Here is a 15,618-nt window from a genome sequence, read left to right on the forward strand (position 1 = left end):
CTGTAATTTTTATACATTTTACATTGGGCTGTCAGAGTGCTTGGTATTTGCTTTATAATGGGAATTCTGGCTGTAGTATGAGTATTTTTCATTTTAGAGTTAGATCTCGAATCATTACTAACTTTAGTATGTTTTTTTTTCTTCGCTTAAGATAATGCAATATCAATGAAAAATAGAGTTATCGTATCTGTTCGCTCAGAAAGTGGCATACAACGCTTTCACTTTGCGAAACCCACTTTCCGTTTTATTAAGTTTTCTATTTTAGGCTTAGTCATTGGCTCTGTTTGTGCAGCTGGTGTTATTTATCAGCTTAATCATGAAGTGACTATAGCGAAATCTAAGCAAAATGAACTTCAGGTTCAATCTACATCTTTGCTTCAAGAAGTGGAGAGCTTGAGTGAACTCAAACAAGAATTAGAATCAGATGTATCGAATCGTGAAGAGCAAATGCTACAAGTTGCTGATCGACTTGAAGATCTCGAACGATTATTAGGCGTTATCGATCCTGACGTTGAATTAATTTCTCGTCTTGATACTGCTTCTATCACCTCGCAAATGCGCACAATGATGCTGAATCAAATTCCAAGTGGTGCGCCTGTCATTAATGCGCCAATCTCATCGGGATATGGTAAAAGAATTCATCCTATTACTGGAAAAGTGAAAATCCACCGTGGCCAAGATTTTGCGGTGAATACTGGTACACCTATTTACGCTCCAGCAGATGGCGTTATTGAAGCGGCTAGGGCAAGCAATAAAGGGTCGGGTAATTTTCTACGGATTCAACATTCATATGGCTTCACTAGCTCTTACTCACATTTAAGTAAGTTCGCCGTAAAATATGGTGATTTTGTGAGTAAAGGGGATTTGATCGGCTACTCTGGTAATAGTGGTTTGTCATCAGGACCACATTTACATTATGAGGTAAGATTTGTTGGTAAACCCCTCAACCCACGTCCATTTGTAGATTGGAATGTGAGTAACTTTGAAGAAATATTTACTAAAGTAAAAGGCATTAAATGGGATGCTTTAGTTGCAGGAATTGAGAGTCGAGTTAGCAATCAACTTCAACTTTCATCTAAAGATAGAAAATCTAAATTTGTTCCAGAAAGCTAATCGTTCTTTGGTAAGAGGAAAGGGTGGATATTCATCATCCTTTTTTGTTTTCATGCATTGAGTAAAGTAAATATCTGCTAAACTTATCAATATTTGGTTTCGAGGCGGTGTCATGAATTTACAACGTTACTACAAAGGGAAACGGCGTTACCTATTGCTGACCATTGTCTTGCTGTTGACAGGATGCTTTGGAGAGAGCAAAGAGTTGATGTTTAACGGTGTTTATACCAATCCAAATAATTCCGATCAGCTTAAATTTTCGGATGGTAAGGTCGAGATACAATCCGATGGACAAACGCTTGTCGCCCCTTTCACTATTGACGATGATACGGTCGTTATTGAAGTAAAACGTCATTCTCAAGAAAAACGCCCGGAAATCGTCATGCGTATTTATAGTGACGGAGAACGACTCACTTGTAGCTCGTGTGCGATGTACGATCTTAGTAATATATGGAATCGTATTACCAAATGATCGAGACAGTGATTTCAATTCTTATTGGCTGAAAAGATATTATATTTAAATGAACAAGATCGCGACACTAGGTCCTTCAGGGACGTTTTCTGAGATCGCTACGCATCGTTATCTCGCAACTCAATCACAGTCAAATTATGAAATTAACTATTACCCTTCGATAAAAGCAGTGTTTAATGCCATTGGCGATGAGTGTGACATCGGCGTATTACCCATCGAAAATTTCTCCGAAGGTTTTATTCCTGTTGTTTTGGATGAGCTAATAGCAAGTTCGTTAACTATTGTTGCTGAAATTGTGTTGCCAATTCACTTTTCTGTCGTGAGTCAGGCGAAGTCTGTTGATGAGATTCAACGGCTTTTTGTCCAGTTCGTCGCGAAGGGACAATGTAGCGAATTTCTCGATGGTTTAACCAATGCCAGTGTCACCTTAACAGAAAGCAATACTGAGTCATTACAACGATGTGAAGACCTTGGGGATGCAGCTATTGTACCAAGTCATACGGTGGAGCCTGCCGACTTTAATTTTTCTATCGATAATGTAAACGACTATCAAGAGAACCAGACTCGGTTTTTGGTGTTGTCTCGGAATGGCGATAACTCAGTAACTCAGACTTTAGCTTCCACCTTTAAAACAAGTATTATTGTGTTAGAAGGAAATGATTACCCTGGGCTTCTTGGTGATGTTTTGAATGAGTTCTCTCTGCGTTCAATTAATCTATCTTCTATTATTTCGCGACCTACTCGAAAGGAATTCGGTAAATATCATTTTTTCATTGATTTTGATGGCAGCCTTCAAGATAACAATGTGTCAGAAGCATTGACAACCATCAATGCTCTGAATCCAGTCCAAGTATTAGGCTCTTATCAAAAGTGGGTTATTGATGAAGAGAGCCTATCAGAGAAACAGTGATTGATTAATCAGCATATGAGCCGCAATACTTGCGATGTAACCAAGTAAAATCACTGGGCTCCATTTTAGATGCCCCATAAATGTATAGTTCCCTTTTGAAGCGCCCATTAACGCCACTCCAGCAGCTGATCCAATCGACAACAAACTTCCGCCGACTCCTGCTGTAAGTGTTACTAGCAGCCAATGACCTAAACTCATGTCTGGGTTCATAGTCAGCACCGCATACATGACCGGAATGTTGTCTACAATAGCTGAAAGTAACCCAACTGATATATTGGCCCACATTGGGTCCCACTCTGTATACATGGTCAATGAAACCATGTTGAGATAACCGAGTAGACTTAAGCCGCCTACACTCATTACAATTCCATAAAAGAAGAGCAATGTATCCCATTCAGCCTGTGACACTCGTTGGAATACATCAAATGGAATTGCATTTTGATATCGCTCTAGTGATTTAGCATCATTGCTGGCCTTGGCGATTTCAATTTTTCTCGCGACATGGAAGGCCATGGTTTTACGTAAATAAAATCCGAATAGTTGGAGATACGCAAGCCCGAGCATCATGCCGATGACAGGTGGAAAATCAAATGCAACATGGAAGAATACTGCCGTTGATATTGTGAGTACGAATAACATTACGATACGTTTTGCGCCCCGTTTAGTCTCAACTTCTTCGTGAATTAAATCCGGCTTACCTTTAGGAATAAAAAACGCCATGATCAGAGCAGGAACGATATAGTTGACGATTGAAGGGATCACGAGATCGAAAAATTGAGTAAACGATACTTTCGCTGTTTGCCAAACCATAAGCGTCGTAATATCACCGAAGGGACTAAACGCCCCACCCGCATTTGCTCCTACAACGATATTGATACAACAGAGCGTAATAAACTTTTTGTTGTTTTCCGCGACTTTTAACACTACCGCACACATGATGAGTGCGGTGGTTAGGTTGTCGGCGATCGGACTGATAACAAAAGCTAATATCCCGGTGATCCAAAATAACGTTTTATACTCAAATCCTTTGCTAATCATCCAAGACTTTAGAGCATCAAATAGACGACGCTCTTCCATAGCGCTGATGTAAGTCATCGCGACTAAGAGAAATAGAAACAATTCGCAATATTCGAGAAAATTATGCTCTAGAGCTTCTTGAGCGAGTTCAGATTGGCCGGTTTGGGAAAACTGATAGCCGATTAATGCCCAAATGATTCCAGCGGCAAACAGTACTGGCTTAGACTTTCTGAGTTTTAGTTTCTCTTCCAGCATTACGACTAAGTAGGACAGGACAAATATGACGACGCAAGTGATACCAATAGCAGTGTGGGTGAGGTTAGGCGTGTTTTCAGATGAGGCAAAGCAACCAGAGCTTACGCTCATTAAAACGATAAACGCAATGAACAGTCTCATAATCAATTCCTTGGTCAAAGAAATGAAGAATAGGTTTTAGTTTGATGTTGCCATCAATGGTGTTCAGTGAGAAAGATTCAACCAGCGTGCCATTGATACCATTTTGGTTACATGTAGAGTTAAACTATGTAAACCCTGTTATCTATTTAATCAAATGAACATATAACAAGTGAATACTAATGTGTTGGCAAGAGTTGGCGCGTCGTTGCATTGTATGACAACTGAGATTACTCGGATTCATTCTTTAATCATGAATAAACCCGAGCTAAATACATAATACGCTTATTGGTTTACGTATTCTACCACTTCTAAGTCAAAGCCACCCAATGAATGATACTTGGTGGTGGATGAAGAAATGAGTCTCATCTGTCCGACACCTAAGTCATGCAAAATTTGAGAGCCAATTCCTATTTCCTGGGAACGAGATTGAGAAGGGGCGCTTGGAGTGTTGGAAAGCAAATTTTGACCCGGTGTTGTCTCTGATTTGCCGATCATCACGAATACACCGCCTTCCTCAGAGATTTTGGTCATCGCATCACTCATCGACCAACCATTATTTTTTACTTGAAAGAGGTCTGTTAACGTATTTTGCGTGTGCACTCGTACGAGTGTGGGACTCGATTTCGAAATTTCAGTGCCGGGCTTAATCATGGCATAGTGAAAGCACTGATCGATCGAATCTTGATAGGTAACAACGTCAAAAAGTCCGAATTCGGTTTCGAGTTGTTTTTCTTCTACTCGACTCACGATAGATTCTGTCTCTAAGCGGTGTTTAATCAGTTCTTCAATGGTGCCAAGTTTTATTCCATGTTTCTTTGCAAACACTTCGAGTTGTGGACGACGAGCCATAGTGCCATCTTGGTTTAGAATTTCAACAATCGCACAAGAAGGTTCGAGCCCTGCTAATTTTGCTAAGTCACAACCAGCTTCGGTATGACCGGCACGAACCAATACGCCCCCGTCACGAGCGATTATAGGGAAAATATGTCCAGGAGAAACAATATCAGCAGCAGTTGCAGTTGAAGATATTGCGGCGGAGATGGTTTGAGCGCGGTCGGCTGCAGATATCCCAGTGGTTACCCCCTCAGCCGCTTCAATTGAAACGGTAAAGTTTGTACCAAAGCTTTCAGTGTTGTTCTTAACCATTGGACCTAGATCAAGCTGCTTAGCTCGCTCTTCTGTGATGGTTAAGCAAATTAGACCACGTCCTTCTGTTGCCATAAAGTTGATGAATTCTGGCGTTATCTTTTCTCCAGCAACGAGGATATCTCCTTCATTCTCGCGGTCTTCATCATCCATTAGGATAACCATTTTTCCGAGGCGAATATCCTCAATAATATCTTCTATTTTATCTAATTCCATGGACTTAATTCTATGTGTTGTTAATGGGGCACATAATACCAAAATGATTGCAGCAAGTATGCTATCTATAGCAAAAATGTAATTGGTGTTTGATTAGAACGTGACAAAGGTTAGTTTGCAATAAAATGTATGAAGAAAAGGGATCAGGCAACTATGTGGTTTGGGAATGCATCAAGTGCGAATGGGGCTTCTTGCTTGATGCTTTCATTTGATATCGATGAAACTATTTTATGGTTCTAAGATGGATAGAATCGATGCCATGGATTCGTGGAACTCTTGGTCGTTGGAGTTATGGAATAAGAGCAAATCATCTGCAATATTGGGATCATCTAAGCTCGAAGGAATCTTAAAGTTTACGCCTTGGATATATTCGTTCCAGTTTTCGAGTTTCCAGGTATCGCGAGATGAGTTGCGAGCAATCATTCTCGATTTGACCACTTCAATATCAGTGATCACCCAAACGATCGATAAAACAGCCCCTTTTTCACTGAGTTGTTGCTTGAGGTGGTTGATAAACTGGATATCGCGGATCTCTCGTGAGAAGGGAGCGTTTATTAGTACGGTATCTTCATATTCTAGTGCTTCCATTGCCAGTGCTAGAATGGCATCGTATTCCGAGTTACGAATGTTTTGTTCAAAGAAATCGGAGCTTCGATTTACTTCTGCATTAGCCACCTTGAATATTTGATGAGATAGGGTGATCAAGGTGTCTTTATCAAGATAGACAACATGACGCAGTGCGGTTGCTAATTGTTTGGAAATGTATGTTTTTCCACTTGCAGGAGGGGACGTAACGAGAATCAAACGCTTCATTGAATTCAACCTTTTTATATGGCCATGGAATCATTCTCAGAAGTATATCGAATTGGTTGTAAAATGAGAGACATTTATGAATCAATTAAGCATGGCGTTGAGAGTCGTTGTTATTGGCGATTCGCTCTGATAGCTCAAGTAATCTTAATGGGCGGTCAAAATAATAACCTTGAACCATCTGACATCCATATTCCTTTAATGCCTCAAATTGTTCTATTGTTTCTACACCTTCAGCAACGACTTCCATATCACATGATTGACCAATTGCGATAATGGATTTCACCAAAGTTTTACTTTGCCTAGTACTGAGTAGTTTGTCGACAAAACAGCGATCAATTTTTATTTCAGTTATAGGGAGCAAATTGAGATAGCTTAGTGACGAGTAACCAGTACCAAAATCATCTAACGATAAACCAAATCCAATAGTCCTGAATTGATGTAAAATTGGCGTGACTCTCTCGATGTCATCAAGCAAAATATTTTCAGTGATTTCTAAGGTAATACGCGGAATGTCTATACCAACCTGCTGGGAAATGGTCTGTAGTTTGTGTGGCAAGTCTTCGTCGATCAACTGTTTGGGCGAAATGTTGATTGATATATTAAGCGCGTCTTTACCATTTGGAGAAATTGTAATTATGTCTTGGCAAGAGGTTCGGAAAATCCATAACCCGATCTCTTCGATTAGACCTGTTTCTTCAGCAATATGAATAAATTTATCGGGTGGAATTTGCCCCAGTTGCGGACTATACCAGCGTGCTAAAGCTTCAAGTCCCACCATTTTTTCTGATGTTACTTCAATCTGAGGTTGGTACATAACGCTGATTTCATCACGACGAAGTGCTTTTTTGAGGTGCTCTTCGATAGCGTAATTGAGTTCAACTTCAGAATCGACTTTATAGTCGTAGTAGCGTATTTGACCTCTTTGTTCAGATTTTGAGGTATGAAGCGCGATATCTGCTTTGCGGATCAATGTGTCTGTGTCGTTGCCATCGTTTGGAAAAACACTTACCCCAATAGTACAGCTACTGGTAATAATTTTTCCCTCAATGACAAAGTGATCCTCAAATGCACAAAGGATTTGCTCGACTTTATTTTCAAGTACCTTCAGATCTCTAATGCCACCAAAACAAAAAACAAATTCATCGCCACCAAAACGTCCAACGGTATCATGCGGATCCAACAGGATCTCAAATTTTCTACTTAATATAGATAGCAGCTTATCTCCCGCACTGTGACCGTATAAGTCATTTATTTTTTTGAAGCTATTTAAGTCTATAAAAGCAATGGCAAGGTGGTTTTGATTTGTAGAATCTTCAGCAATACGTTTTGATATCGTCGATTGCAAAGAAACTCTGTTGGGAAGCTGCGTTAACGAATCGTGAAGAGCCAGATACTCCAATGAGTTTTTGGTTTTCTCGAGTTCGGTATAATCATGATTGATTTGTTTTTGGTAATTTGAAAAACGATTGGCGATATTACGCCCGACAAACAGCGAAGCAAACATGGTGAGTGCTGTGAACAATGAACTTAACAAAACAATATTTGTTGTCTGTTTTTTCAGGCTGGATTCCAGTATCACTCGCTGTGAATTAACGTACTCTTCAAACTTGTTGAGATAAAATCCTGTACCGACGAGCCAATCCCAGTTGTCGATTTTTTTTACATAACTGGTCTTAAGGCCACCACCATCTTCAGAGCCAGGCATGTATGGTGAGTCATATTTAATGAATCCAGAGTCTTGTTTGTATTGATTTAGAAGAGTTTTGATTGAGGCGTTGACGGATGGGCCTCCTGTTCGTGAAATCAATGTCGGATCGGGATGAGCTATGATCTTTGCATCTTTATCAAACACAAATATATACCCGTCGTCGCCGTAGTGATAACTTTCTACCCAATCGAGCATTTCTCGTTGGACGTCACCTTTGACGTCATCAAGGTACTCGCCAGTTCCTATGAACCAATCATACGGCGCGAAATATTTACCGTATCCAATCTTTTCGAACTCTTTCCCTTTTGGTTCTCCCGTTTTGGGGTACCACCATTGATAGAATGCTTCTCCACCGCGTTCTCTAATGAGAGCGATATGCTCTCGTAAGATGTATGTTCCTCGGATATCTTGAGCATTCCATTGCATGCTGCCTTCAATTTGAGGGCGTAAACTGTGAAGAACGTTTTCTCCATCCATTTGGAAAATAAAGAAATAACCTCGACCTTCAAAAAATCGAATCGGTCGAAGTGCATCTTTGATCAATTTCGCGACTTCGTCTTTGGGTTTATCGAAGTTGTTATTGTAAATATTGAGGATGGTGGCGTAGGCTTCGTTGACTCGTTGTTTTGCTTGTTGTTTTAGCTTTTCTCGAGTGTTTTTTTGCACAGCATTGAGGTGTCTAACAACACGTTCAACTTCTAAACGGACCGTTTCTTTCTGTTGAATAATGGCATTTTGATGTAGTGCATTTAGGCGTTCGTTGCTCTCAATGCGGTTATTGTTAAATACAATGACATTAATAATAATCATAAAAATACCCACCACTACGACTGGTGCATACTTTATTCTTAGGAGTAATTTTTGGTCATTGTAGTTCAGCATATAAGCCTAAAGAGGTTTGGTTGCGTATATTAAGCGTAATATAGATTTTGCTCGGTTGCCGAGTTTATGTGGAAAAATTACTCATTATTTTCGCTCTTTTCTGTAGGCTTTTTGAGCTTAGTATTGAGGCCATTAAGTGACTTCCCGTATACTTCTAGAAAATTCAATATGATGAAGAGTAAAATGGTAATAATTGGATTGTATAATCCCAAAAGCCCGACAAATGTTGGAGCGGTAATTCGTGCGGCAGGATGCTATCAAGCAGACCAAATTCGTTATAGTGGTCGTCGCTATGAACGAGCTGCCAAATTTCACACTGACACACATAATGCCAAGAAAACGGTCGAACTGATGGGAGTAGACGATCTTACTTCAGGTCTGGACGCAAATACGAAAATTGTGTGCGTAGAATTGGCAGTAGGGGCAACAGCACTACCAGAATTTCAACATCCCGAGCAGGCCATTTATATCTTTGGGCCTGAAGATGGTTCACTTCCTCAATCGATAGTTGATCAAGCTGATGACGTTGTTTATGTACCCACAACAGGCTGTATGAACCTCGCCGCTTCGGTAAATGTGTTGCTCTATGACCGTTTATCCAAGTCTCATAGAGAGCATAGCGACAAAGATATTATTGGTAATCGAGACAACAAAAACCGACTAACCGTTAGTCGCTAGTTGGAAGATCGGTAAACGGGCAGGGAACGTCGAACGTAACTCTTGCCTTTGTGTAAGGGTGATCAAAGCTCAATTGCTCGGCGTGTAAGTGGAGACGATCCTTTCTATCACCGTATAAATCATCCCCGACAATCGGAAAGTTAAGACCTAGAGGGTGTGAACAGTGAACTCTCAGCTGATGTGTTCTACCTGTATGCGGATAAAGGTAGAGTAATGTTTGGTCACTCTTTCGAGCAATCACTTGCCATGTTGTGTGAGCGGCTTTTCCTCGTTTCTCGCAAACCAATTGGCGCGGTTTATCATTAATATCCGCCGCTAAAGGGAGTGAGATTTCTCCATGGTCATGCTCTATGATTCCTTCCACGAGAGCGATATAGCGTTTTTCAACGTGTCGGGTGATAAATTGTTTCTGTAGGCTTTTATTTGCCCGTCGAGTTAATGCAAATACCAACAAGCCCGACGTAGACATGTCTAAGCGATGAACTACATATGGTCCTTCGTCTCTTTCGCCGAGTATAGATTCTAAGCGAGTAAATGCCGAGTCTTTGATGTGTACACCTGGGACCGATAGCATTTCTTCAGGCTTGTTTATTACCACTATCGCGTCGTCCTGATAAATAATATCGATATCTTTCGTCACTGTGTGATTGCTTAACAATGGGTTGGGTTCAACATCAAGACCTTCTAACATATGAGTTAAAATAGGTAAGCATTTACTGTTGCATGATGGATAGTACTTACCGTGTCTGCGAATCTCTGATTTAGGGGAGTCACCCCACCAGAACTCGGCCATGGCAATTGGGCGAAACTGATGCTCGTAGGCAAACTGAAGCAATTTAGGCGCTGCACACTCTCCGGACCCCGCTGGTGGGGTTGGCGTGAGGGTGTCTTTAAACAAGTCGACTAATATAGCTGGCTGTCGTTTGGCATTCAGAAATTGATAATTTGAAAACAAAGTGTGCTGTAGAGCATTTGAACGTGTTTTTCGTTCATTTTTGAGTGTTAAGATTCTGTTTTGATAGTCATCTAATTCACATTGAGCTTGTGCAACTAAGTTGCTGTATCGCTGCTTGGTTTGCTTTAACTCTCGTTTTTCATTAATACTTTGTTGAGCAAGTGTGTTTAGAGTTGTATGACCATCATTTGATTTAACCGCCGATTCTATAATAGAGCGCTGCTGCTTTCTTTGGGCTCGTGCAGTACGGATATCCTGTTGCAGTTTCTCGATAGCACCTTTGGCTTCACTGATTATACCTTCGACTTTCTGTTGTAATACGGCATAGTGTTCAGAGGCTTCAAGGATGCTTATTTTTTGGTTGAGAACATTGATTTGTGAAGATTCATCAACAAAGATATTATCTTGATTAAGAATGTCATAGACCGGAGGAACAAACCCTTCGTGATGATTTGAGTCCGCAAGTTTGCCAGAAAAGGCTGCTAAATATCCTAGTTCTCCCGATTCTGTTTCAACCACCATTACCCCAAACATTTTTCCAACAGGTTCACCTCTTTCATAGAAGGAGCGATGGGTTTGCCATAACGATCCCGATTGAAGCTTGTCTTGCAACAATGTCGCCGCTTCAATACAAAGAGGATGTGGTTGGTAGCAAAATGGGTAAGTAAATTTTTTAGGGCGTTCAGCTAGGGTAAATGCAGGGCCAAATGGGTGAAAGTAGCTCTCAAGCTGCTGTTTAGTCATGGTGAACTCTTAGGAATTAAAGGAGACGTTAGTACATGAGAATAATAGCGTGCTCCCCCTTAAAAGTCTCTAATTGGGTTCTCGATCCGATCAAGTGAAAGAAATAGAAGAAGCCCCTAATTAGGGGCTTCTTGAGTAATCTAGCGAGAAATTACAGTATTAGTTCAATTTTGCTTTAGCTGCATCAACTGCATTTGTTGCTGCATCAGTCGCTGAGTCCTTTGCTGCATCAGCTGAGTCAGTCATTGCGTCTTTTGCTGAATCAACGGCACCAGAAGCTGTGTCTGTCGCTGCATCAGCAGTGTCGCTCATTGCATCTTTTGCTGAATCAACGGCATCAGAAGCTGTGTCTGTCGCTGCATCAGCAGTGTCAGTCATTGCGTCTTTTGCTGAATCAACGGCATCAGAAGCTGTGTCTGTCGCTGCATCAGCAGTGTCGCTCATTGCGTCTTTTGCTGAATCAACGGCATCAGAAGCAGCATCTGTTGCTGCATCAGCAGTATCGCTCATTGCGTCTTTTGCAGTATCAACCGCTTCAGAAGCTGCTTCGGCAGTTGCTTCTACTGTGTCAGTTACAGCTTCTGCTGCTTCTGTTGTTGCAGAAATTACGGCTTCAGCGGCTTTATCAACGTTAGATTGAACGTCTGCTGCTTTGTCTGCGCTGTCACAGCCCATAAGAATTAGAGAAAGCGTGCTTAATGCAAAAATTGATTTTTTCATCATACTGTCCTTTAAATGACGTTGAACACAAAATGTGGTTGAAATTATAAGTGGCGCTATTATGCAACGAAAGTTAATTTTCATGGTCAACTGTGAGTAATATCACTACGAAGAAAAGTCAGGGCTAGGTGAAGGTAGTGAAAGAAAATTAGCATTAATGCGTCTTAAGTCAGAGTTATGTTATTAAATATGAGTAATTACTTATATATGTAAGTTTACCGTAAACCTGTCATCCATTTTGGTCGCAAAACACTTCTCCATAATCAAAGCTACATTAGCCAAGGCTAAACGTGTTTGTTTCTTAATTTCATCGTTCCTATTACTAATTGAAAATAGGAACGATTTGTCAGTTAAATGAGACCTAAAGTATGGGTTCTTTAGTGAGTTTCAGCTCCACTAGGCTTTTTTCCAATGCTATATCGAACGTTGGAAAAAAGTGATTCTGTCCGATTAGATCGATTACCCCTGCTCGAATAAGTTTGTTCTCGACTCTAGCATTTGCACCGCATATCACTACTTGGATCTGCTTTGTTTTGAAATTCTCGATAATCTCTTCTAGGGATTGAATCGCGGTAATATCCATAAATGGTACCCACTTGAGGCGAAGAATGAGGATTTTGGGCTCGTCTTGAATACTATTCATAACTCGTTCAAAAGCTTCAGCAGCAGCAAAGAAAAATGGGCCATCAAGCGCGTAGACAGCAAGCTCTCTTGGAAGGATATCAAAGCCGTATTTGGCTAATTCAGGACTTAACTCGTCGGTATCACTTGGCTTTACTTCTACACTCATTGCCATTCTTTTCAGGAAGTGGAATATGGCGATAATGACGCCGATATTGACGGCAACAACTAAGTCTGCGAACACCGTTAACGAAAACGTGATGAGAAGAATGACGACATCTGCTGTGGGTGCGCGCTTGACCAATTTAATAAAGTGCGGAGCCTCACTCATGTTCCATGCCACCATAAACAGGATCGCACTTAAAGTAGCGAGTGGAATGTTCACGGCTAATGGTGCAAGAAGTAGGATAATTAAAAGCAAAGTGATGGAATGAACGATCCCTGACAGTGGGCTATTGCCACCGTTTCGAATATTGGTGGCCGTTCTGGCTATTGCCCCAGTCGCAGCAATTCCGCCAAATAATGGGGTGATCATGTTTGCTAACCCTTGGCCAATAAGCTCTTGGTTGGAGTTGTGCTTTGTTCCGGCCATTCCGTCGGCTACAACCGCGGAAAGTAATGATTCAATCGCGCCAAGCATTGCGATTGCAAAGGCTGGACCAATAAGCTGAACCATTTGAGTGAACTCTATTTGAGGGAGGTTAAACTCTGGTAGACCTTGAGGTATGCCGCCAAAAGCGGTACCAATAGTGCGTACACCCTCAAAGTGAAACATCGAATGTAATCCAGCAACCGCAACGAGCGCAACGAGCGGGCCTGGTACTTTAGATAACCTAGGAATTTTAGGTATGAAAATCACGAGTCCTAAAGAGAACAGCGCTAAAGTGGTGGTGGTTAAATCGAACTGTGGTATCGCTTTGATTAACAACCATAATTTCTGGTGGAAATACTCACTGTGAATTTCTGGCAACCCAAAGAATTCACGCCACTGCCCAACCCAAATAATAACGCCAATACCACTGGTAAAGCCCACGATCACAGGGTCGGGGATAAAGTGGATAATGTTGCCTAGTTTGGTTAAGCCTAAAATGAGTAATATCACGCCGGCCATCATGGTCGCGATTTGTAATCCTGAGATCCCATATTGTTGGACAATACCAGCAAGAATTACGATAAATGCGCCAGTGGGACCGGCTATTTGAATTCGCGATCCACCAAATAATGACACGACAATCGCGGCGATAATGGAAGTGTAGATACCTTGTTCTGGTTTGACGCCGGAAGCAATAGCAAATGCCATGGCGAGTGGTAGGGCTACAACACCAACGATAACACCTGAAATAACATTGCGTAACCAGTGGCGAGAGTGGAATAGTCCTGCACGGTATGAATCATAAAGTGCAAACATAGTGAGCCTATAAAAACTATGAGGGGTTTCGAATAACGGCTAATTCTACTCCGATTGTTTAATGAGTAAAGAGTTTCATATTGGAGGGGGTTCTATTTCTGTATATTATTGAGAGGAACAAAAATGGCTTAGTGTTCAACTAAGCCATTTAAACAAATCACTATACTCTATAGGCGGTTAAATATTAGAAGAAATATAGTCAGTCACCGCTTGTTGCTCTTCTTTAGTCAAATAGAGTCCGAGCTTAGTGCGTCGCCAAAGTACATCTTCCCCATTTTTAGCCAATTCGTAATTGATGAGGTAGTCCAATTCAATCTGATAAACACCTTCTGCAAAGCGTTGTCCCATGTCAGCTTCATTGGAGACTTCCGCAAGTAGCTGATGAGTCTGGTTGCCAAATTGGGTGACATAACGTTTGGCCAGTTTGTCATCAATCCAAGAATATTTTTGTGCAAATGTGGAGGCGAGCTTTTCACGACTGCAACTAAAGTTACCACCGGGAAGAGGTGCGTTTGCAGTCCATGGTCGACCCATTTCAGGGAAGAATGCACCAAGCTTCTCCATTGCAGCTTCACCAAGTTTGCGATAAGTCGTGAGCTTGCCACCAAAGATTGATAATAATGGCGCTTCATTGTTCTCATGTTGTAAATCTAAGGTGTAGTCGCGAGTGATGGCTTGTGGAGAATCAGACTCATCATCGCATAGTGGGCGCACGCCACTGTATGTCCAGACGACATCATCACGACTTAATGGTTTAACAAAGTGTTGATTTACGATGTCGATAAGGTAGTCAATTTCCGCTGGGGAAATAGCAACGTCACGTGGGTCACCTTTATATTCAACGTCGGTTGTGCCTATGATTGAAAAGTCATCCAGATAAGGAATAACGAATACGATTCGATTATCTTTATTTTGCAGAATATAGGCTTGTTCTTCATCGTGAATTTTAGGAACGACGATATGTGAGCCTGTAATGAGGCGGATATTTCTTGGTGATTTACGTTGCAATCCATCATCAAAGAACTGCTTAACCCATGGGCCTGCAGCGTTGACTAATGCTTTCGCTTGACGTTCGAAACGACGGTCATTTATTTCATCATGTATCGTGACTGTCCAAATCCCATTTTCTTGAGTAGCCTTTTCAACTTTGCAGTAGTTGGCGACTTCTGCGCCATTTTGTTGTGCTGATAGGGCATTGAGTAAGGTTAAACGAGCGTCATCTACCCAGCAATCTGAATATTCAAAACCTCGTTTCATCTCTTCTTTGAGTAAACCCGATTTAGAGAGGTCGATGCCGTGGCTCGCAGGGAGTGTAGTGCGTTTACCCAGCGTATCATAGAGGAATAGGCCACAACGAATCATCCATGCCGGGCGTAAGTAAGGACGATGAGGCAAACGAAAACGCATAGGAATAGCGATGTGCGGTGCTTTTCTTAGGAGAACTTCTCGCTCAGCTAGGGCTTCTGATACCAATCGAAATTCGTAGTGCTCTAAATATCGTAATCCGCCGTGAATTAACTTTGAACTGGCAGAAGAGGTGGCCGAAGCAAAATCTTTTGCTTCGTATAGGCCAACAGATAATCCTCGACCTGCAGCATCAGAGGCGATGCCTGCTCCGTTAATGCCACCACCGATAATGATGAGATCGAGAAGAGTGTTTTCGGTTTTTATTGGTTCCATCTAATGAGCCTTACATATAATGAGCAAACGAACGATTAGGTTCGAATAATAATAAATTAGTTTTCATTTTTATGCACTCATTATTTTCGTTCATGAGCGTTTATGTTTGAATGAGCATTGATTCTCTACTTATTGTTCG

Annotated in this window: 12 protein-coding genes; 4 read left to right on the forward strand and 8 right to left on the reverse strand. The window is 41.3% G+C overall.

Annotated elements, in window-relative coordinates:
* Positions 1-165: 165 nt before the first annotated feature.
* The 3 genes from ACXJY6_RS15650 to ACXJY6_RS15660 all read left to right on the forward strand — a co-directional run bounded on the left by ACXJY6_RS15650 (position 166) and on the right by ACXJY6_RS15660 (position 2,495).
* A complete protein-coding gene (locus tag ACXJY6_RS15650) occupies positions 166-1,113 on the forward strand; it encodes a peptidoglycan DD-metalloendopeptidase family protein (protein ID WP_458768896.1) in 948 nt (315 codons plus the stop codon).
* Between the two features lie 112 nt (positions 1,114-1,225).
* On the forward strand, positions 1,226-1,585 hold the full coding sequence (locus ACXJY6_RS15655; protein WP_458768897.1) for a hypothetical protein: 360 nt from the start codon (positions 1,226-1,228) through the stop codon (positions 1,583-1,585).
* A 49-nt stretch (positions 1,586-1,634) separates the two neighbouring features.
* Positions 1,635-2,495: a prephenate dehydratase gene (locus tag ACXJY6_RS15660; RefSeq protein WP_458768898.1), complete on the forward strand. Its 861-nt coding sequence runs from the start codon at positions 1,635-1,637 to the stop codon at positions 2,493-2,495.
* Here ACXJY6_RS15660 and nhaD read toward each other — a convergent pair.
* The 4 genes from nhaD to ACXJY6_RS15680 all read right to left on the reverse strand — a co-directional run bounded on the left by nhaD (position 2,481) and on the right by ACXJY6_RS15680 (position 8,601).
* Positions 2,481-3,878 carry a sodium:proton antiporter NhaD gene (gene nhaD / locus ACXJY6_RS15665; protein WP_458768920.1) on the reverse strand — a complete coding sequence of 466 codons (1,398 nt, stop codon included), beginning with the start codon at positions 3,876-3,878 and terminating at the stop codon, positions 2,481-2,483. The two genes, ACXJY6_RS15660 and nhaD, sit on opposite strands and share 15 nt — an antisense overlap.
* A 312-nt stretch (positions 3,879-4,190) precedes the next feature.
* Entirely contained in the window at positions 4,191-5,270 is a 1,080-nt protein-coding gene (gene ribB, locus ACXJY6_RS15670; protein ID WP_458768899.1) for a 3,4-dihydroxy-2-butanone-4-phosphate synthase, read from the reverse strand.
* Positions 5,271-5,498: 228 nt separating this feature from the next.
* On the reverse strand, positions 5,499-6,083 hold the full coding sequence (locus tag ACXJY6_RS15675; protein ID WP_458768900.1) for a P-loop nucleotide/nucleoside kinase family protein: 585 nt from the start codon (positions 6,081-6,083) through the stop codon (positions 5,499-5,501).
* 85 nt (positions 6,084-6,168) lie between these two features.
* Positions 6,169-8,601, reverse strand: a complete 2,433-nt coding sequence (locus ACXJY6_RS15680; RefSeq protein WP_458768901.1) for a bifunctional diguanylate cyclase/phosphodiesterase — start codon at positions 8,599-8,601, stop codon at positions 6,169-6,171.
* A gap of 240 nt (positions 8,602-8,841) precedes the next feature.
* On the opposite strand from ACXJY6_RS15680, the gene ACXJY6_RS15685 reads away from it, so the two are divergent.
* A complete protein-coding gene (locus ACXJY6_RS15685) occupies positions 8,842-9,351 on the forward strand; it encodes an RNA methyltransferase (RefSeq protein ID WP_458768902.1) in 510 nt (169 codons plus the stop codon).
* On the opposite strand, the gene ACXJY6_RS15690 is transcribed toward ACXJY6_RS15685, so the two are convergent.
* The 4 genes from ACXJY6_RS15690 to glpD form a co-directional block, all read right to left on the reverse strand.
* On the reverse strand, positions 9,341-11,050 hold the full coding sequence (locus tag ACXJY6_RS15690) for an RluA family pseudouridine synthase (RefSeq protein WP_458768903.1): 1,710 nt from the start codon (positions 11,048-11,050) through the stop codon (positions 9,341-9,343). The two genes, ACXJY6_RS15685 and ACXJY6_RS15690, sit on opposite strands and share 11 nt — an antisense overlap.
* A 159-nt stretch (positions 11,051-11,209) precedes the next feature.
* Complete coding sequence (locus ACXJY6_RS15695; RefSeq protein ID WP_458768904.1) at positions 11,210-11,770, reverse strand: hypothetical protein; 561 nt, start codon at positions 11,768-11,770, stop codon at positions 11,210-11,212.
* A gap of 361 nt (positions 11,771-12,131) precedes the next feature.
* Entirely contained in the window at positions 12,132-13,799 is a 1,668-nt protein-coding gene (locus ACXJY6_RS15700) for a SulP family inorganic anion transporter (RefSeq protein ID WP_458768905.1), read from the reverse strand.
* A 177-nt stretch (positions 13,800-13,976) separates the two neighbouring features.
* On the reverse strand, positions 13,977-15,479 hold the full coding sequence (gene glpD / locus ACXJY6_RS15705; RefSeq protein WP_458768906.1) for a glycerol-3-phosphate dehydrogenase: 1,503 nt from the start codon (positions 15,477-15,479) through the stop codon (positions 13,977-13,979).
* Positions 15,480-15,618 lie beyond the last annotated feature (139 nt).

The organism is Vibrio phycocola (assembly GCF_054404255.1).